General features: G+C 68.1%; 22 protein-coding genes and 1 tRNA gene. 13 read left to right on the forward strand and 10 right to left on the reverse strand.

Annotated elements, in window-relative coordinates; translation table 11 throughout:
- Window positions 1–90: 90 nt before the first annotated feature.
- Window positions 91–2064 (reverse strand): aconitate hydratase, encoded by a 1974-nt coding sequence (locus tag NDI86_RS07695; RefSeq protein ID WP_310899833.1) that lies wholly within the window; start codon window positions 2062–2064, stop codon window positions 91–93.
- A gap of 136 nt (window positions 2065–2200) precedes the next feature.
- Here NDI86_RS07695 and NDI86_RS07700 point away from each other — a divergent pair, with 136 nt between their 5' ends.
- The 4 genes from NDI86_RS07700 to NDI86_RS07715 all read left to right on the forward strand — a co-directional run bounded on the left by NDI86_RS07700 (window position 2201) and on the right by NDI86_RS07715 (window position 4420).
- Complete coding sequence (locus tag NDI86_RS07700) at window positions 2201–2665, forward strand: deoxyuridine 5'-triphosphate nucleotidohydrolase (RefSeq protein WP_310899834.1); 465 nt, start codon at window positions 2201–2203, stop codon at window positions 2663–2665.
- 258 nt (window positions 2666–2923) lie between these two features.
- The gene (locus tag NDI86_RS07705) at window positions 2924–3586 is read left to right on the forward strand and encodes a helix-turn-helix domain-containing protein (protein ID WP_310899835.1); all 663 of its coding nucleotides are present in this window, start codon (window positions 2924–2926) and stop codon (window positions 3584–3586) included.
- A gap of 138 nt (window positions 3587–3724) precedes the next feature.
- The gene (locus NDI86_RS07710) at window positions 3725–3991 is read left to right on the forward strand and encodes a HalOD1 output domain-containing protein (protein ID WP_310899836.1); all 267 of its coding nucleotides are present in this window, start codon (window positions 3725–3727) and stop codon (window positions 3989–3991) included.
- A 45-nt stretch (window positions 3992–4036) separates the two neighbouring features.
- Complete coding sequence (locus NDI86_RS07715) at window positions 4037–4420, forward strand: methylglyoxal synthase (protein ID WP_310899837.1); 384 nt, start codon at window positions 4037–4039, stop codon at window positions 4418–4420.
- Window positions 4421–4423: 3 nt separating this feature from the next.
- Here the strand turns inward: NDI86_RS07715 and queC are convergent, their stop codons facing one another.
- From queC to NDI86_RS07730, 3 genes are read right to left on the reverse strand one after another with little or no spacing between them, the layout of a single operon-like run.
- Entirely contained in the window at window positions 4424–5125 is a 702-nt protein-coding gene (gene queC / locus NDI86_RS07720) for a 7-cyano-7-deazaguanine synthase QueC (protein WP_310899838.1), read from the reverse strand.
- A gap of 11 nt (window positions 5126–5136) precedes the next feature.
- Complete coding sequence (locus NDI86_RS07725; protein WP_310899839.1) at window positions 5137–5922, reverse strand: 7-carboxy-7-deazaguanine synthase QueE; 786 nt, start codon at window positions 5920–5922, stop codon at window positions 5137–5139.
- Window positions 5922–6371: a 6-pyruvoyl trahydropterin synthase family protein gene (locus tag NDI86_RS07730; RefSeq protein ID WP_310899840.1), complete on the reverse strand. Its 450-nt coding sequence runs from the start codon at window positions 6369–6371 to the stop codon at window positions 5922–5924. Before NDI86_RS07730 ends, NDI86_RS07725 begins: the two co-directional genes overlap by 1 nt.
- Before the next feature lie 98 nt (window positions 6372–6469).
- On the opposite strand from NDI86_RS07730, the gene NDI86_RS07735 reads away from it, so the two are divergent.
- On the forward strand, window positions 6470–7162 hold the full coding sequence (locus NDI86_RS07735; RefSeq protein WP_310899841.1) for a hypothetical protein: 693 nt from the start codon (window positions 6470–6472) through the stop codon (window positions 7160–7162).
- A 1-nt stretch (window position 7163) separates the two neighbouring features.
- On the opposite strand, the gene NDI86_RS07740 is transcribed toward NDI86_RS07735, so the two are convergent.
- The 5 genes from NDI86_RS07740 to gnd form a co-directional block, all read right to left on the reverse strand.
- On the reverse strand, window positions 7164–7868 hold the full coding sequence (locus NDI86_RS07740; RefSeq protein ID WP_310899842.1) for a DICT sensory domain-containing protein: 705 nt from the start codon (window positions 7866–7868) through the stop codon (window positions 7164–7166).
- Window positions 7868–8266, reverse strand: a complete 399-nt coding sequence (locus tag NDI86_RS07745; RefSeq protein WP_310899843.1) for a winged helix-turn-helix domain-containing protein — start codon at window positions 8264–8266, stop codon at window positions 7868–7870. The genes NDI86_RS07740 and NDI86_RS07745 overlap by 1 nt, the downstream gene beginning before the upstream one ends.
- An 829-nt stretch (window positions 8267–9095) precedes the next feature.
- Window positions 9096–9168: transfer RNA gene (locus NDI86_RS07750), tRNA-Arg, on the reverse strand.
- Between the two features lie 40 nt (window positions 9169–9208).
- On the reverse strand, window positions 9209–9790 hold the full coding sequence (locus NDI86_RS07755; protein ID WP_310899844.1) for a 2Fe-2S iron-sulfur cluster-binding protein: 582 nt from the start codon (window positions 9788–9790) through the stop codon (window positions 9209–9211).
- 74 nt (window positions 9791–9864) lie between these two features.
- The gene (gene gnd, locus NDI86_RS07760) at window positions 9865–10764 is read right to left on the reverse strand and encodes a phosphogluconate dehydrogenase (NAD(+)-dependent, decarboxylating) (RefSeq protein WP_310899845.1); all 900 of its coding nucleotides are present in this window, start codon (window positions 10762–10764) and stop codon (window positions 9865–9867) included.
- A gap of 118 nt (window positions 10765–10882) precedes the next feature.
- Between gnd and NDI86_RS07765 the strand changes: the two genes are divergently transcribed.
- Entirely contained in the window at window positions 10883–11965 is a 1083-nt protein-coding gene (locus NDI86_RS07765; RefSeq protein ID WP_310899846.1) for an aminopeptidase, read from the forward strand.
- 309 nt (window positions 11966–12274) lie between these two features.
- Window positions 12275–12766 (forward strand): ribosomal protein S18-alanine N-acetyltransferase, encoded by a 492-nt coding sequence (gene rimI, locus NDI86_RS07770; RefSeq protein WP_310899847.1) that lies wholly within the window; start codon window positions 12275–12277, stop codon window positions 12764–12766.
- A 122-nt stretch (window positions 12767–12888) separates the two neighbouring features.
- Here the strand turns inward: rimI and NDI86_RS07775 are convergent, their stop codons facing one another.
- On the reverse strand, window positions 12889–13593 hold the full coding sequence (locus NDI86_RS07775; protein WP_310899848.1) for a hypothetical protein: 705 nt from the start codon (window positions 13591–13593) through the stop codon (window positions 12889–12891).
- A 312-nt stretch (window positions 13594–13905) separates the two neighbouring features.
- On the opposite strand from NDI86_RS07775, the gene NDI86_RS07780 reads away from it, so the two are divergent.
- From NDI86_RS07780 to NDI86_RS07805, 6 genes are read left to right on the forward strand one after another with little or no spacing between them, the layout of a single operon-like run.
- Window positions 13906–14334 (forward strand): DUF5810 domain-containing protein, encoded by a 429-nt coding sequence (locus NDI86_RS07780; RefSeq protein ID WP_310899849.1) that lies wholly within the window; start codon window positions 13906–13908, stop codon window positions 14332–14334.
- Between the two features lie 24 nt (window positions 14335–14358).
- Entirely contained in the window at window positions 14359–14772 is a 414-nt protein-coding gene (locus NDI86_RS07785; protein ID WP_310899850.1) for a DUF5809 family protein, read from the forward strand.
- Window positions 14772–15278 (forward strand): hypothetical protein, encoded by a 507-nt coding sequence (locus NDI86_RS07790; protein WP_310899851.1) that lies wholly within the window; start codon window positions 14772–14774, stop codon window positions 15276–15278. Before NDI86_RS07785 ends, NDI86_RS07790 begins: the two co-directional genes overlap by 1 nt.
- Window positions 15275–15817, forward strand: coding sequence for an NUDIX hydrolase (locus tag NDI86_RS07795; protein ID WP_310899852.1), 543 nt, complete (start codon window positions 15275–15277; stop codon window positions 15815–15817). Before NDI86_RS07790 ends, NDI86_RS07795 begins: the two co-directional genes overlap by 4 nt.
- On the forward strand, window positions 15814–16491 hold the full coding sequence (locus NDI86_RS07800; RefSeq protein WP_310899853.1) for an NUDIX hydrolase: 678 nt from the start codon (window positions 15814–15816) through the stop codon (window positions 16489–16491). Before NDI86_RS07795 ends, NDI86_RS07800 begins: the two co-directional genes overlap by 4 nt.
- A gap of 39 nt (window positions 16492–16530) precedes the next feature.
- Window positions 16531–16956, forward strand: coding sequence for a rhodanese-like domain-containing protein (locus NDI86_RS07805; RefSeq protein WP_310899854.1), 426 nt, complete (start codon window positions 16531–16533; stop codon window positions 16954–16956).
- The last annotated feature ends 28 nt before the right edge of the window (window positions 16957–16984 follow it).

Below are 16984 nucleotides of genomic sequence, written 5' to 3' on the forward strand. Positions count from 1 at the left end.
GCCGCAGTTCGTCACGGGCGTATAGCGCACCGGCGGCTAGTCCTCCCGCTCACGGACGCTGCAAAAGAAAATCGCGGTTAGATTACCCGATCAGTCGTCTGCCGGAGCCGCGCCACCCTCGTCGTGCTGGGCCTTCGTGTGGGGCAGCTTGCCGCCGGCGGCGAGAATCTCGCGCTCTCGGGCGGAGGCGTCCAGCGTCGCGGTGGCTTCCCAGTCGTCGTTGATGGAGATGGTGAACTCCTCCTGACCGGACTCGACGGCGTCGGCCACGTCGTCGACGATCTGGATGTCGTCGCCCTGCTCTATCTTCTCGTAGGTCTCCTCGTCGATTTCGAGCGGGACGATACCGAAGTTGAACAGGTTCGCCTTGTGGATGCGGGCGAAGCTCTGTGCGCAGACGGCCTCGATACCGAGGTACATCGGACACAGCGCCGCGTGTTCGCGCGAGGAGCCCTGTCCGTAGTTCTCGCCGGCGACCAGCACCCCGCCGTCGCTGTCGAGCGCGCGCTGGGCGAACGTGTCGTCGACCCGGGAGAGCGTGAACTCCGAGAGCTTCGGGACGTTCGACCGGTACATCAGGATGTCCTGCGTGGCCGGGATGATGTGGTCCGTGGTGATGTTGTCCTCCATCTTGAGGAGGGCCTCACCGCCGACCTCGGCCTCCAGCGGGTCCTTCAGCGGCACGTCGCCGATGTTCGGGCCCTTGATGAGGTCCTCGTCGACGGCCTCGTCGGGCGCGATGAGGTCCGACTCGGAGTTGCCGATGTACGTGTCGGGCATCTCCAGGCCGGGGGCCTCGAGGTCGCCCAGTTCCTCGGCGAGGTCGCGCGGGTCGACGATTTCGCCGGCGATGGCGGCGGCGGTGGCGACCTCCGGCGAACAGAGGTAGACGCTGTCGTCCTCGATACCGGAGCGACCCTCGAAGTTACGGTTGAACGTCCGCAGCGACACCGAGTCGCTGGCGGGGACGTGGCCGATGCCGATACAGGCGCCACAGGTCGCTTCCGAGAAGTTGACGCCGGCGGCCATCATCTCGGCGGTCCAGCCCTCGCGGGCCAGCATCTCGGAGGCCTGCTTGGAGCCGGGGGCGACAATCATCTCGGTCTTCTTGTCGATGTTCCGGCCTTCGAGCATCTTCGCGCTCGGGAGGATGTCCTCGTAGGCGCCGTTCGTACAGGAGCCGATGATGACCTGCTCGACGTCCGTGCCCGCGGCTTCGGAGACAGGGACGACGTTGTCGGGCATGGAGGGCTCGGCGATGAGCGGCTCCAGTTCCGAGAGGTCGACGACGATTTCGTCGTCGTACTCGGCGTCCTCGTCGGGGCCGATTTCGACGTACTCGTCGGCGCGGTCGAGACGTTCGAGGTAGTCCTTGGTGTTCTCGTCGGTCGGGAAGATAGAGGAGGTCGCGCCGAGTTCGGTCCCCATGTTGGTGATGGTGGTCCGCTCCGGCACGGAGAGCGTCTCGACGCCGGGGCCGGTGTATTCCAGCACCTTGCCGACGCCGCCCTTGACCGTGAGGCGACGCAGCAGCTCGAGGATGACGTCCTTGGCGGTGGCCCACTCTGGCAGTTCGCCTTCGAGGCGGACGTTGACGACCTCGGGCATGTCGATGTAGTAGGCGCCCCCGCCCATGGCGACGGCGACGTCCAGCCCGCCCGACCCGATGGCGAGTTCACCGAGGCCACCGGGCGTCGGCGTGTGAGAGTCCGAGCCCAGCATCGTCTTGCCGGGCGCGGCGAAGTTCTCCTTGTGGACGTTGTGACAGATACCGTTGCCCGGGCGCGAGAAGTGCGCGCCGAACGTGCCGGCAGCGGAGCGGAGGAACCGGTGGTCGTCCGTGTTCTTGAAGTCGAACTGGTAGGTCTGGTGGTCACAGTACTGGGCGGCAAGCTCCGTCTGAACCTCTTCGAGGCCCAGCGCTTCGAACTGCAGCCAGACGAGCGTCCCCGTCGTGTCCTGTGTGAGCACCTGGTCGATCTCGATGCCGATCTCCTCGCCGGGGGTAAGCTCCCCTTCGACGAGATGGTCGTCGAGAATCTTTTCCGTGAGCGTCTGTCCCATAACGTTCGACAATCGACGGTGCGCGGGTATAAATCCCGCGTATCCCGCCCTATTTTTCATCATCCGACAGGCCGCGACGGCCGGGCCTTTCAGGGTGGAACGGCAGCGTTTTCGCGGTGGCGCTCCGAGCGCGGCCATGTTCAAGAGCGGACGGTTCGTTGCCGACAGGCTCGACGACCTCACCGACGCACAGCTGCAACCGAACGGTGTCGACCTGACGCTCGGCGCGGTGTACGAACAGGTCGAGCCCGGCCGCATCGAACGGGACGGCAAGACCATCGGCGAACGCCGCGAGGTCGAGCCGACAGGGGGCGTCTACACGCTGGAGACGGGCGGCTACATCGTAGAGTACGGCGACCGGGTCGTCATCCCGGAGGGCCACGTCGGCTTTCTCTACCCGCGCTCGTCGCTGCTGCGAAACTCCTGTATGCTGGATACGGCGGTCTGGGACGCGGGCTACGAGGGCCGGGGCGAGGGGCTACTGGAGGTCCACCACCCTGTCGAACTCGAAGCCGGCGCGCGCATCGCCCAGCTCGTCCTCGCCGAGGCGGCCCACGAGGGGACCTACGAGGGGAGTTATCAGGGAGAGAACCTGGAGTAGACGGTCCAGTGTGCGACGTGGGACACCCAACCGACCGATGACAGCGCCCTGAACTGTCCGAGCGCGCGGCGTCTGACAGGCGTGTGACACTACGTCCCGATACCGGCTACGTATTTAAGTAGTAGCCGCGAGTAGAAGCCGGTGGTGGTGGTGCGGGCGAGCGATTGGTGCCTCTGACAGCCCGGGCTCGCGTCACACCACCCGATAACCGACGCCGTTTGCCAGAGTTTTATATAAGTTGCAGTCGCAATCTGTTACGTGATAGTCACATTTCACATAGAGACAGGGTTCCTTCGAGAGGCCGCGGGGCGACTGCCCGACGGCGCCGTCTCGATACAGCGACTTCACCGCGTCGACGGTGGCTGTCGGGTCGCCGTCTGGGTCGACGTCGCCGACCGCGACACCGTGGACGCGGCGCTGGCCGGCGACGACACCACCGGGCCGACGTCGCATCTGGGGCCGGAAGCAGAGGGTCACTGGTACGTCATCACGACGGTCGACGAGCCGCTGGACGCGATGAGCCGCGGGCTGCTCACCGCGAACGGCATGCTGGTTCGGGCCGACCTGGTCGAGGACGAGTGGGTCGTCCAGGCCCGGTTCCCCGACCGTAGCGCCTTGCTCACGTTCCGCGAGGACCTCGTCGCCGACGGCTTCGACGTGGAGGTCAAGCGGATGCGCCAGGACGAGGACGAGTCGTCCACGCAGTTCGGTGTGACCGACCCACAGCGGGAGGTCCTGTTGCTCGCGCTAGAGCGGGGCTACTACACCGTCCCGCGTAACGCCTCCCTCTCGGACCTGGCCGCACAGCTCGACATCTCGAGTCAGGCCGCCTCCGAGCGGCTCCGTCGGGGCACCCAGACGCTCGTCGCGAACACGCTCGCCGCACCCGCGCGCCCGTCTATCGGGTCGCGACAGCACTGAACCGGGACAGACGAGGGGTCGTCGCTGTCGGCGAGCGGCCTCAGGGGGGTCAACAGCCACTGCTGTGGGTCGCGGGGTTGCTTCACGTTCTGAAAGCGCTCGTAGGCGGTTATATGAGTAAGCTGTGTATATCTGCACATGAAATCGGACAACGGGACAGTGTACATGATACGGGGTCACGACGCGGACGAGTGGGTCAGCCCCGAGCCCGCCGAGGCCGTCATCACCGAGGCGCTGTTCGACGCCACCGACCTCACCGAGGACGACATCGACTACATCGGGTCGTACGTCGATGCGGCGCAACTCCGCGCGGTCGTCGGCGACGGCGACGACGACACCATCTCCTTCGACGTCGAGGGCAACGAGGTCACCGTGACGGCGGGCGGCGACGTGACAGTCGTCTGAGCGCCATCCAGTAGCGATATATCTCCCCGCGGTGTCGCGACAGGTGTGACACGAGTCGCACTCATCGCCCACGACGACGAGAAGCCGACGATGATAGACCTCGTCGAGGAGTACGAGGCCGTCTTATCGCAGTTCGACCTCGTCGCCACCGGGACGACCGGGCAGCGAATCAGGACCGAGACCGGCCTCGACGTCGAGCGCAAGGAGAGCGGCCCCGTCGGCGGGGACACGCAGATAGGTGCGGAGGTCGTCGACGGCGAGGTCGACGGCGTCGTCTTCCTGCAGGACCCGATGACCGCCCAGCCCCACGAGCCCGACATCGGCGCGCTGGTGCGCATCTGTGACGTCCACGACGTGCCGCTTGCGACCTGTCGGTCCGCCGGCGAGTACGTCATCGAGGGGCTCGCCCGCGACGCCGAGGAGAACTGACGTTCAGTCGGCGTAGTCGGGGCGTTGCTCGTACTCGATTGGGTCGCGCTCGCCCAGCGCCTGGAACGCCCCCAGCCGGAACGCGCAGGCGTCACAGGTCCCACAGGCGGGCTCGTCGCTCCGGTAACAGCTCCACGTGTCCGCGTAGGGCACCCCCAGTTCCAGGCCGCGCTCGGCGATGTCGGTCTTTGTCCACTCGACGAACGGTGCGACCAGCGAGACGTCCGTCTCCGGTTTCGTCCCCACGTCGACCACCCGCTGGAATGCCTCGAAGAAGGCGGGCCGGCAGTCCGGGTACCCCGAGAAGTCCTCGCTGTGGGCGCCGATGAACACCGCCCCGCAGTCGTTGGCCTCGGCGTAGGAGACCGCCATCGCGAGCAGATTGGCGTTCCGGAAGGGGACGTAGGAACTCGGAATCTCGTCGCTCTCGGTGTCGGCCTCGGCGACGGCCATCCCGGAGTCGGTCAGCGACGAGCCGCCTATCTGCTGGAGGTGGCTCGTCTCGACGTGACAGAAGTCCGCCGCGTCGACGTGGTCGGCCAGCGCGCGAGCACACACGTACTCGCGCTGTTCGGTGTTCTGGCCGTAGCTCGTGTGCAGGAGATACAGCGCCTCGTAGCCGCGTGCCTGTGCCTCGTAGGCCGCCGTGGCGCTGTCCATGCCGCCCGAGGCGAGCACGACAGCGCGGTCGTTGGTGGTCGTCATCGTGGTAGAGTTCAGGTGCCCGGCGCGTCGTTCCAGAGGTCAACGTGGAGCCGCGGCGTGTAGCGGTAGCCGTACTCCAGGGCCAGGTCCGCGACGACGCGGCGGCTCTCGTCGAGTTGCTCTCGCGTCTGTCCTTCGGGCATCAGCAACACCTGCGCGTCGGGCAGCGGTGCGTCGGCCGCTCCGCGGACGTCCTCGACCAGCGCCTCGATTTCGGCCATGTCGTCGGGCCCGGTGACGACGAATTTGAGTTGCGTCTCGTAGCTCTCGACGAACTCGGCCAGCACGTCGACGTCGAGCCGTCGCGCTTCGTGGCGGTCGGCCCACTCGCCGTCGCCCTTCGGGTCCCGCTCGGCGGTGGGCGTGCTCGACGCGAGCTTCGGGCTCACGCTCGCCAGGTCGACGTGGGCGTCCCGGTAGATGGTGCCGTTGGTCTCGACGGTCGTGTGATAGCCCCGCTCGCCCAGTTCGTCGAGCAAGGCGACGCTTCGCTCGTGGACCAGCGGCTCGCCGCCGGTCAGCACCACGTGGTCGGCGTCGTATCCCTCGACCGCGGCGACGATGTCCTCGACGCCGTACCAGTCGCCCGTCGGCTCCCAGGAGGTGTGGTACGAATCGCAGAACCAGCAACGCAGGTTACAGCCGCTGGTGCGTACGAAGACGCTCGGAACGCCCGCCAGTCGCCCCTCGCCCTGCAGCGAGCAGAACAGCTCGTTGATGGGCAGGTCGCCCTCGGCCGCGTCGCCGCTGCGTGCGACGGCCGCGTCCAGCCCGTCGGTGTCGCTGGCGACCGGCATCAGCGGGTACAGAGTTCGCCCGTCTCCCGCACCGTCACGCCCACGTCGGAGACGGTGTCGGGAAGCCGGTCGGTCAGGCGCGATTCCAGCACCGCGGCCATCACCTCGGCCGTCGGCGGGTGGTCGAGGACGACCACGCTGTCCCCGTCGCCGCTCGCCTCGAAGGCCTCGACCAGCGGGTCGCCCGCTTCGAGGAGGAAGCGGTGGTCCCACTCGTCGATGACCGCTGTCACGTCGCCCTTGTCGACGACCCACCCCTCGTCGGTGAGTTCGCCCGTGACCCGGACGGTGACCTCGTAGTTGTGGCCGTGCGGGCGCGAGCACTTCCCGTCGTGGTGCATGAGTCGATGACCCGACGAGATGCGGATGGGCCGGTCACCGCCGACGACGAGCTCCCGCTCGCCCGCCGCCACGACGGGGTCCGCCGACTGGGATAATCGCTGAGGCATATCCAGTGATTATCGGACGGCGGGATAAGTCGTTCGGCAGGTCGGCAGCGTGGCAGGTTGGCACAAACCATAGGGCAATCGAGTCCTCACGGTCAGGTATGACCCGAGACGCCGTCGAGCGGGGGTTCGAGCGCTACCTCTCGGACCTCGTGGACGAGACGTACGAGGCGTTCGACGTGGCGGCCGTCCTGCGGGGCTCCCGAAGCGGCGGTTCGCGCGCGGTGAGCAAACTGCTGAAGAACAGCCGGCCCCTGGAGCGCCACGTCGTCCGCCCCAAACTGCGGGAGTACCAGCGGACCATCCTCCGGCAGTTCGACCCGGTGCTCGACTACGCCGCCGACACCGAGGCGGACTTTGCGGCCTACGCCGACGACGTGCTGGCCCGGGACCTCTACTGGGACACGCTCAGGCGGGACGTGCGCGGCGAGCGCCGCGAGGCGATAAAGGAGCGCCTGCTGGCCCGCCAGCGCGCCTTCGGCGACGCCCTCGCGCCGCTCGTGGCGGCCGACAGCGACGACTTCTTCGGGGCCGTCGTCGCGGCCTACGACCGCGAGGCGGCGCTGTCGCTGGTCGAGGAGCACTTCGTGTTCACCACGCCGCTACAGGAGGACCGGGACGCGTTCGCGTTCGAACTGGCCATCGACCCCGGCGACGTGCTGGGCGGGCTGGCTCGCGCGCTGCCCAACCTGGAGGTGGAGTTTACCGACGAGGCGCTGCGGTCGATGCGCCGGGCCGAACAGCGGGTCATCCCGCGGGCGAAGACGGACATCGAGCGGGCCTACGAGGACTAGGTCACTCGACGGCGTCGAACGCCTCGGCGACCAGGTCAGCGTCGTACGTCCAGAGCCCCCGGTAGCGCCCGCCCTCGGTCTCCCTGGCGATGAGCGCGCAGTTCTGTGCGCCCCGCTCGCCGTCGTCGAACAGGATGAACCAGTAGCGGCCGCGGTCGCCGTTTTCCGTGTGGACTGTCACCGGCGTGTCCGCGAGCGGGTCCCCCGAGACGCCGCCGGGGACGTACAGATGAATATCGATATCCGTGGTCGCCAGCTCGCGATACACCGCCGTCTGTGCCGCGAAGGCGTCGGCGCGCTGGAATCCGACGTGGAGGCGGCCGCGGCCGGTGCGCCACGCTCGGTCCTCCAGTTCCCGGGAGGTGGCCAGTAACTGCCGGCGGTCCAGCGAGACGAACACGGTGTCGTCGAGCAGTTCGTACACGACCCGGTGTTTCCGGGCCAGCGAGTCGAGCTCCTCGGGGCGGCGAATCGGCGGGGTGAGAAACTCCAGCAAGTCTTCGAGTGAGAGCGCCCCCTGGAACTCGCCGTCGTCCCTGACGACGACGAACGCCTCGCTGCTGAGCGCGGGGAGCCGTCGCTGGTCGACGGTCAGGTTACGCGTCGCCAGCACGTCCGCGAGTTCGCCCCCGCTGTCGTCGGGCGCGTAGACGATGACCCGCTTCTCCCGGTCGGCGACCTCCGAGAGAATCCGCCCGAAGCTCATCAGCGGGGGTCGCGTTCCCCTATCGCCGTCTCGTACTCGCCGGCGAACGTTACGAGTTCCATGACGGGCTCCGGATACGTGGCCCGCGCTATCTCCTCGTCGTCGCAGGTGACCAGCCCGGCGTCGACGAGCAGCGGGATGTGTGCGTGGACGAGCTCTATCTTGACTTTCGCCCACTCGTCGGGGCCCGCGGGCCCGTCGGCGGTGCTCTGCCAGCCGACCAGTACGTCGGTGAGTTCGTCCAGCGTCATCGCCGAGTCGGCCGGCAGCGCCGCCAGCAGTCGACGGCGCGTGTCACTGGCCAACGCCTTGAACAGGTCGTCGGGCGGCGGATAGTCGATGTCACCGTCACCGGTGTCGAACTCCAGCCCGGTCGCGTCGTTTTCTCGGGCAGTCATATAGTTGTCACCTCTGTTTTCGTCCACCCCGCTAATATATGTTGTTCAAAAGCAACTGCCGATTTGGCGGCCCACTGCTGGCGGATGGTCACGTCCAGTTCACCACTCTCCTCGACCGCAGGCGACTCGTTTCGGCGTCGCTGCCCGTATCCGGTCGTACGCCCGGTAAACGTGTACAATCGAACGGTGTAACGCGGCGCTCCCCCGTTCCGTTCGCCGCGCGCTCGCGCCACTGTCAGTTCGTCAACTACTGTTGGGGGCGGCCACGATGTCTCACCCCCGGACCCGTGGCCTACGCCCAGTCCCGGAGGTCGGCTATCGCGTCCGAGGCCAGCCACTCGCCGTCGATATCGCTCTCCAGCACCGCGGTCTGTTCGCGCTCCTCGTAGTGTACGTCGTCCATACCCCTCCTCTCGCGGCGACGGGCTTCCCGATACTGCCTAATAAGTTTGGTACTCCCGACGGCGGGCGGCGAGGGATTCGAACTCGATGGCGAGACTCACGGCGTTCGTCTCGCGTGGTTCTGACTCCCTCGTATCGCTGTCGCCCCTCACGGCGAGACGTTCCCGTCGGTCACGTCTCGTGTTCGTCACAGACAACGGGCGGCGAGGGATTCGAACCGCCTGCACTTCGCTCCCGATGGTCGCTCGTGCCGTGCTTCGAATCCTCGGCCCGTTTTCACGGCTCACTGTCGTTCGCCGGAAAACGGGCGGCGAGGGATTCGAACCGGAGCCAGACGTGCTCGCTCACTCCGTTCGCTGTGCGCGACTGGCAGGGTTCGGAATCCCTCGTACCGCTGTCGCTCCTCACGTCCGTTCGTCGCAGACAGCGGGCGGCGAGGGATTCGAACCCCCGACCATCTGGTCCGGAACCAGGCGTTCTGTCCGCTGAACTAGCCGCCCTCACAGGCTATAACCGCGACGGGCAAAAGAAAATTGCGCCCTACGGCGATTCGCTCGTCTCCAGGGTGAACTCCTGGGTCGGGTAGGCCACGCAGGTCAGGCAGTAGCCCTCTTCCATGTCGTCGTCCATGAGCGAGTCGTTCTGGCTGTGGCGGATGTACTCCTCTGCGGGACCGTCGGTAATCTGGCCCGCACAGGAGATACACTGGCCCTCGCGGCAAGCGTAGGGGAGGTCCCAGCCCTCGTCCTCGCCGGCCTCCAGCAGGTTCTCGTTGCTGGCGACCTCGATGGTCTCGCCCTCCTTCGCGAACTCGATTTCGTAGTACTCGACCTCGTCCTCGGCGATGGAGTCGGGGTCGAAGCCGGTCTCCTCTTCCTCTGTTTCGGCCTCGCCGAGTTCGCCCTCGGCCTCGCCGGCCGGGATGGCCGCCGCGCTGCCGCCGCCGATACCGCGGTTGTACGGCTCCGGGAAGTCCGTCTCCGGAACCGTGGCGGCCCGCTGTTCGAGGACCTCCTGCGAGATGTCCTCCGGTGCCTCCCACCCGGTCCCCTTCGCGTAGTGTAAGGCTACGACGATGAGGGTAAGCGTGAGCCCGGAGAGGACGCCTACGAGTGATACCATATCGGTGGCTTTGGAGTACTGATTTAATTAGCTGTTGTTTCTCCGGTCGCCGCGGGCGGCCGATAGCCGTATCCTCACTCCCTGCGGGGAACCTCGTGCCGACCGAAGCCGTACCGGAGCCGGTTGGCGAGCCGCCGCGAGAAGCGACCGTCGTCGGCCCGCGAGCCGAACCGCTCGCCCAGCGCCTGGTAGATGAGCGGCACGGGAACCTCCTGTTCCAGCGCCTCCTGGACGGTCCAGGTGCCGGTCGAGCCGCCCTCGACGCGGTCGGCCACGTCGCCGAGGTCGGTGCCCTCCTCGCGGAACGCCTCCTCACAGAGTTCCAGCAGCCACGAGCGGATGACGGCGCCGTTGTTCCACGTACGCGCGACGGCTTCGAGGTCGAGGTCGTAGCGGCCGTTGGCCAGCAGTTCGAACCCCTCGCCGTAGGTCTGCATCAGCGCGTACTCGACGCCGTTGTGGACCATCTTCACGTAGTGGCCCGACCCCGCCGGCCCCATGCGGTCGTGGCCCGCTGGCCCGGTGGCGACGGCGTCGAACACCGGCACGAGTTCGTCGTAGGCCCACTGCTTGCCGCCGACCATCAGCGAGAAGCCGTGTTCCGCACCGGCGGGGCCGCCGGAGGTGCCACAGTCCAGATACGCCGCATCGGTTTTGGCTGCCCGCCGAATCGAGTCCTCGAAGTGGGAGTTGCCGCCGTCGACGACGACGTCGTCGCGGCCGACGTGGGGGTCGAGTTCCTCGAGCGCCGCGTCGACGGGGTCGCCCGCGGGGACCATCAGCCAGATGCGTTTCTCGCCCGACAGCGACTCCGCCAGGTCCGGAATCGAGTCCGCCGGCCGCGCGCCCGCCTCGGCGGCGTCGGCGACCGCGTCCTCGTCGATGTCGAAGACGACCACGTCGTGGCCCGCGTCCAGCACGCGGTCGACGACGATGCGCCCCATGCGTCCCAGTCCGATGACGCCAAGTTCCATACTCTGCCCTCAGCGACCGGGCAGGTAGGGGTTGCGGTTCTGGCCGTCGTCGGCGCTATCCGATTGGCAGCACCTCGTCGGCGGTACCCTTTCGACCCCCGCCGCCCTCTCCACGGTCATGGACGACCGGACACGGGACCACGCACGCACGCTCGTCGAGTGGAGCGCCCGCATAGAGGCCGGGGATAACGTCGTCGTCGAAGTCGGCGAGGGCGCCCACGACCTCGGCGTCGCCGTCGCCGAGCAACTGGGCGAGAAGGGCGCGAACCTGCTCGCGACGTATCGCTCGCCGGAGCTCCAGCGGGCCTACCTCCGGGCGGGCGACGGCGCGTTCGACGCCGACCCAGACTACGAACTGGCGCTGTACGAACGCGCCGACAGCGTCCTCGTCCTGAAAGGGTCGAACAACACCGCCGGGAGCGCCGACGTGTCCGGCGACCGCCGGCAGGCCCACTCGAAGGCCCGACAGGCCATCCGCGAGGCCCGCCTCGACACCGACTGGGTCTCGACCCAGCACCCGACGCGGGCGATGGCCCAGCAGGCCGGGATGGCCTACGAGGCCTACCGGGACTTCGTCTACGACGCCACCCTCCGGGACTGGGAGGCGCTGGCCGAGGAGCAGGCCCGCCTGAAGGATATCCTCGACGACGGCGAGACCGTCCGCATCCGAAACGAGGGGACGGACCTCACGCTCGACATCTCGGGACGGCGCGCCGTCAACTCCGCCGCCAGCGTCGCCTACGACTCGCACAACCTCCCCTCGGGCGAAGTGTTCACCGCGCCCGCAGACACCGCTGGCGTCGTCACCTTCGACGTGCCGATGACCATCCAGGGCCGCCGGGTCCGGGACGTGAAACTGACCTTCAAGGACGGCGTCGTCGTCGACTTCGAGGCCGAGCAGGGCGCCGATGTCATTCAGGAGGTCGTCGAGACCGACGGCGGTTCGCGCCGGCTGGGCGAACTGGGTATCGGGATGAACCGCGGCGTCGACCGCGTCACCGACAACATCCTCTTCGACGAGAAGATGGGCGGGACCGTCCACCTCGCGCTGGGACGTGCCTACGACGCCTGCCTGCCCGAGGGCGAGACGGGCAACGACAGCGCCGTCCACGAGGACCTCATCACAACGATGGACGAGGGCTCGCTGCTGGCGGTCGACGGCGAGACGGTCCAGGAAGACGGGACGTTCGTGTGGGAGTGAGCAATCGCGCAGCGATTGCGAACGCCGATGGACGAAGTCCATCGGGAGTGAGCGAAACCGCAGGTTTCGCGAGCATCGACAGACGCGCAGCGCGGACGTAGTATCGGACCGACAGCGCCGCCGCTTCGGCGTATCAGGTCCGCGAAAGGGGTGGGGGTGGGGGGTGGTGGCACCCAAAGTGGGTGCAGTCGGAGCTTCGACAGTGGTAGTAAAGAAGGTTCCGGCCGACACATCCCGATGTCGTCGCTCGACTGACGGGTCGGCCTCGCGGCGATAACACCTATGTGGGGCCACCCCATACCTCCTCGCGTGACGACGGTGTCGTCGGACGGTGCCGAGAGCGCCTCCGACATCCGTATCCGCACGGCCGAGCGGGCCGACCTGCTGGAGATACACCGCATCGAGCAGGCGGTGTTTCCCCAGCCCTGGCCGTTCTCGGCGCTGGAGAGCTATCTGGGGGAGTCGGGCTTTCTCGTCGCCGAGGCCGACACCGACGACGGCCCGCGCGTCGCCGGCTACGTCATCGCCGACACCGTCCCGAACCACGGGACACCGCTGGGCCACGTCAAGGACCTCGCGGTCCGCGAGGACAACCGTCGCGAGGGCGTCGCGACGGCGCTGTTGCGGCGGGCGCTCTCCCTGCTGGCGTCGGCCGGCGCGGGGTCGGCCAAACTGGAGGTTCGGGCCGACAACGAGGGGGCGATTCGGCTCTACCGCCAGTTCGGCTTCGAACACCGCAAGACCATCCCGAACTACTACAGCAACGGCGAGGACGCGCTCGTGATGGTCCGACTGCTGTAGTCGCGTGGCCGTCCCCGTCCCGAGTCCAGCGGCCGGAAAACTCCGGACCGCTTGCGGCCCAGTCGGCCTCGTCGAACCCCGTACTCGGCTATCGGCTTCGAGCGTGCTGCATACGGGGCACGCTATCGAGACAGGTGAACGAAATACCAGTCGCCGTCGTACCGCGCGAGTAACCTGTGCCTGTCGTCCGCTTCGGTGAGTTGTTCACGGAGCGCACTGAACGCGTCCGAAGCCGTTCCACACTCGGTGTACGTCCCTTCGATTGCTTGCGTGACGATGTCTCGCTGTTGGTCCGTGAGCGGGCCGAGGACAGCGCCGCGTTCCCCGCGGATATACTCGAAGAACTCCGCCGGCGATTCGGCCACACGTGTCGTAGAGACTGTCGTGCTCGTAATCTCGACCGTTCGTCGCTCGTCGAAGACCAGTCGTAGCAGCACGTCGCTCCATGCGAGATAGTGGCTCTCAGCCTCCGGGACGAACGTCGAACGCCGTCGCAGCGCCGCGTTTTCGTACGCGAACACGACCGAGAACGAGTAGTGTGGTGCGTGGAGGAGGTGTGGATTCCCGACAGCGTCGCGGAGCGATTCGCGGTCGTGCGCCGGGAGGGCAGCGAACGAGTGGATGCGGCCGGTGGCCGGGACTGCTGTGTCGTCGATATCGATGTCGACCGCGTACTCGTACCCCGTCGTCTCCGTCGCGTCGAAATCGGTCGTTTCGACGTGGTAGTACTCTTCGGACTCCGTGACGACGTAGTCTTTCGACGTGTGTGGCGAGTAATAGCCCCGAGACGTGGCTTCACCACCCTCCGCTTCGAGTGCGTGAGTCACGGCCGTCTGTGTGGCGTGTGGTACCGATTCGATATAGGTGCTGAACGCGTTCGAGACGCCGGGCACAGTCACCTTCTGTAAGGAAAAGTGGGTGCCCTCGGCGCACGAGCCCGATTCCCAGACACGACCTGGCGCGCCGAGACACCCCGCAATCGGGAGACTCGTCACCCCGATGGCTGCGAGAACTGCTCGGCGTTTCATGCGAGCGTCTACCGGACAGACTCGTAAGTTCCTGTCGTACGGTCAAACTCCCCCTTGAGCCATCTCCCAACGACACCTGTTATACGGCTTCAGCCACTCCGTTCAGCCACGATGGGATACGCCTGTCCAGTCTGTGCCGACCCGCAGGCCGACGCCGCGCACCTGGCGAACCACCTCGCCTTTACCGCCCTGACCGGCGGCGACGACCACGAGGCGTGGCTGGACGAGCACGTCCCCGAGTGGGGGCAACTCGGCGAGGCGGACCTGGCCGAGCGCGTCGTCGACCACGCCAAACAGCGGGAGTTCCCGCAGGTGTTCGAGGAGAGTGGCACGGACGACCACAGCCACGCGCCCGACCACGGTGAGGACCTGCCGCCGGGGACCGACAGCCACCGCGGCCCGGCCTCGATGAGCGACGACGACGCCGCGGTGCTTGCGGAGGCCCGCGAACTGACGAAGGCGATGCTCGACGAGGCCGAGTCCGGCGACGAGACGGGCGCCGACTCCGGCGGACCCGACGCGGAAGACGAAACCGAGTAATCCCGCGAGTGCCTACGACCGGCCATGGAGACCGAGGGGCAGTTCGCGCCGCCGACAGTCGCCGCGGCGCGTGACCGCTACGAGTCGCTTGGGTCGACCGCACAGGTCGTCGTCAAGGAGGTCGCGAAGGCGATGGGCCTTTCCGCCGACGAGTACCGCGAGCGCGTCACCGGCGAGGTCGTCGAGACGGCCAGGGACGTCCTCTTCGCCGAGTCGCTGGCGGTCACCGTCGGCAGCCGCGAGGAGTTCGACGAGTGGCGCGCCGGGACCGACCACGACATCGAGGTCATCGGGGCGGACAACGTCGACAACGTCGTCTGGCACGCGCCCGACTTCGCCGACGAGGCCGTCGCCGCGACCTACCAGTCCGAACGGGACGCCGCCGTCGGCACGCTCCGCAGGCAGGCTTTCGGCCGCCTCTACCGCGAGGTCGTCTGATGCGCCGGGTCACCCGGAACTTCCTGCTCGCGATGGGGGTCATCGTCGTCCTGTTGCTCGCGCTGGGCGCGCTGCCGAGTTACCTCCGGAGCGGCGACCCCTACTACATGACCGCCACGCCCGTCGGCGAGGTCGGCAACGTGACGGCCGGGAACGCGACGGGCGGGGGAGGGGCCGGCGGGGCTGTGACGCCCGGCGGAACCGCGACACCGGCCGGGACCGCCACGGTCGCCCCGGCGACCGTGACCGTCGTCGACGCCGCCGCCCTCTCCGAGCGGCGCTACCCCTACACGACCGAGGCACTGGGGAACGCCACGGCCGACAGCGCGGGCCAGTCGACGCCGTACTACCGCGGCCCGGTCGGCCTCAAGGGCGCGTTCACCCACTCGCCGTTCGACGAGTACGACTCGCTCGCCCAGCAGTACCCCGCGGCGGTCGACGGCGACGCGGTGCGAATCAGCCAGGGCGGAACCGTTTACCGGCTGGCGGTCAACCGGGAGACATGAGCCGCGACCCGACCCACGAGTGGCCCGTTCTGGAGAGCGAGGCCGAGTACGAGACCGGCTGGTACACCGGTGGCTACGACCGCGTGCGCCAGCCCGACGGCTCCGAGAAACAGTACTACTGGGCCGAACTGCCCGACGCCGTCGTCGTCGTCGCCCGAACCGGCGACGAGTTGGTCATGGTCGACCAGTACCGCCCCACCATCCGAAAGCAGTGTCTCGAACTCCCCGCCGGCATCGTCGAGGACGGCGAGTCCTACACGACCGCCGGCGCCCGGGAACTCCGCGAGGAGACCGGCTTCGACCCCGCCGGGGTCTCCCTGCTGGAGGAGTTCGACTGCGCGACCGGCGTCCTGCGCCACCGCCGGGGCATCGTCTTCGCCGAGGGGCTGACCCCGACCGACCGGGAACTCGACGACAACGAGTTCCTCTCGGTGACGACGGTCCCCGTCGAGGACGCGCTGGACGTCGCTCGCCGCGAACCCGCCAACGACGCCACCATCGAGGGCGTGTTGCTCGCACAGGCCGAGGGGCTCCTGTGACCGGGTCGGGGGGCGACGCGGACGGCGGCGACGACCCGTCGCCAGCCGCGGACTCGGATTCGGCGACCGCCGAGGACCGCGCCGACGAGCCAGACGCCGGGTACCCGCCCGGAACCGGGCCCGACGCGTCGTGGACCACCGACGACCCCGCGTGGCCGGTCCACGAGACGGCCGTCACCTGGGAGACGCCCTTCTTCACCGCCGGCTACGACGCCGTCGAGCGCCCGTCGGGCGAGCGCGCCGACTACTACTGGCTCGACCCGGACGACGCGGCGACCGTCGTCGCCGTCGACGACGGTGACGTGCTCTTCGTCGAGCAGTACCGGCCCCGCCACCGGACGACGACGCTGGAACTCCCGACCGGCGGCGTCGACGCGGGCGAAGCACCGCGCGAGGCGGCCCGCCGTGAACTCCGCGAGGAGACCGGCTACAGCGCCGACTCGCTGACCCACCTCGAATCGTACGTCCCCTCGGGCTGGGTACGGTATCACCGCCACGTCTTCGTCGCCGAGGGGCTGACAGCGGGCGAGACGGAACTCGAGGCCGGGGAGGCCATCGAGACGGTTCGGGTGCCGGTCTCGGCGGCCCTCGCGCGGGCGCGAGCCGCCGACGGCGACGTGATGGAGAACGCGCTGACGGCGCTGTTGCTCGCCGCGGCCGACGGCTGGCTGTAGTCCGGTGGGGATTTATCGCTCGACCCCCACCACTCGCGCATGGACGGCGAAATCGGGAACGACGAGCTGCGAGAGTTACTCGACGCCGACGACGCGACGGTCGTCGACATCCGCTCGGAGGCGGCGTTCCGGCGCGGGCACATCCCCGGCAGCGAGAACGTCCCGTTCCCCTCGCTGGTCGACAGCGTCGAGCGGTTCGACGACGCCGAGCGGGTCGTGACGGTCTGTCCGAAGGGCCAGTCCAGCGTCCAGGCCGCCCGGCTCATCGCCTCCTACGAGGGATTTGACGGCCGCGTCGAGAGCTTCGAACCGGGACTGACGGGCTGGGACGGCGGCTTCGAGGACGGGGCGGCCAGCGACGGACCCACCGGAGAGGTGGGGGCGGGCACAGACACGACGCCGGCCAACGAGGGGGCGGGCGCAGACACGACGCCCGCCGACGAGGGACCGGACGCGCCGTTCTGAGTCCGGCGGGCGCTATAGACTACTGGGG

Source organism: Haloarcula onubensis, from assembly GCF_031624605.1.
Lineage (GTDB): Archaea > Halobacteriota > Halobacteria > Halobacteriales > Haloarculaceae > Haloarcula > Haloarcula onubensis.

Coding starts and splice junctions, on each gene's coding strand:
- NDI86_RS07695 (WP_310899833.1), bottom strand. CDS start 2,064: ATGGGACAGACGCTCACGGAAAAGATTCTCGACGACCATCTCGTCGAA.
- NDI86_RS07700 (WP_310899834.1), top strand. CDS start 2,201: ATGTTCAAGAGCGGACGGTTCGTTGCCGACAGGCTCGACGACCTCACC.
- NDI86_RS07710 (WP_310899836.1), top strand. CDS start 3,725: ATGAAATCGGACAACGGGACAGTGTACATGATACGGGGTCACGACGCG.
- queC (WP_310899838.1), bottom strand. CDS start 5,125: ATGACGACCACCAACGACCGCGCTGTCGTGCTCGCCTCGGGCGGCATG.
- NDI86_RS07725 (WP_310899839.1), bottom strand. CDS start 5,922: ATGCCGGTCGCCAGCGACACCGACGGGCTGGACGCGGCCGTCGCACGC.
- NDI86_RS07730 (WP_310899840.1), bottom strand. CDS start 6,371: ATGCCTCAGCGATTATCCCAGTCGGCGGACCCCGTCGTGGCGGCGGGC.
- NDI86_RS07735 (WP_310899841.1), top strand. CDS start 6,470: ATGACCCGAGACGCCGTCGAGCGGGGGTTCGAGCGCTACCTCTCGGAC.
- NDI86_RS07740 (WP_310899842.1), bottom strand. CDS start 7,868: ATGAGCTTCGGGCGGATTCTCTCGGAGGTCGCCGACCGGGAGAAGCGG.
- NDI86_RS07745 (WP_310899843.1), bottom strand. CDS start 8,266: ATGACTGCCCGAGAAAACGACGCGACCGGGCTGGAGTTCGACACCGGT.
- NDI86_RS07755 (WP_310899844.1), bottom strand. CDS start 9,790: ATGGTATCACTCGTAGGCGTCCTCTCCGGGCTCACGCTTACCCTCATC.
- gnd (WP_310899845.1), bottom strand. CDS start 10,764: ATGGAACTTGGCGTCATCGGACTGGGACGCATGGGGCGCATCGTCGTC.
- NDI86_RS07765 (WP_310899846.1), top strand. CDS start 10,883: ATGGACGACCGGACACGGGACCACGCACGCACGCTCGTCGAGTGGAGC.
- NDI86_RS07780 (WP_310899849.1), top strand. CDS start 13,906: ATGGGATACGCCTGTCCAGTCTGTGCCGACCCGCAGGCCGACGCCGCG.
- NDI86_RS07785 (WP_310899850.1), top strand. CDS start 14,359: ATGGAGACCGAGGGGCAGTTCGCGCCGCCGACAGTCGCCGCGGCGCGT.
- NDI86_RS07790 (WP_310899851.1), top strand. CDS start 14,772: ATGCGCCGGGTCACCCGGAACTTCCTGCTCGCGATGGGGGTCATCGTC.
- NDI86_RS07795 (WP_310899852.1), top strand. CDS start 15,275: ATGAGCCGCGACCCGACCCACGAGTGGCCCGTTCTGGAGAGCGAGGCC.
- NDI86_RS07805 (WP_310899854.1), top strand. CDS start 16,531: ATGGACGGCGAAATCGGGAACGACGAGCTGCGAGAGTTACTCGACGCC.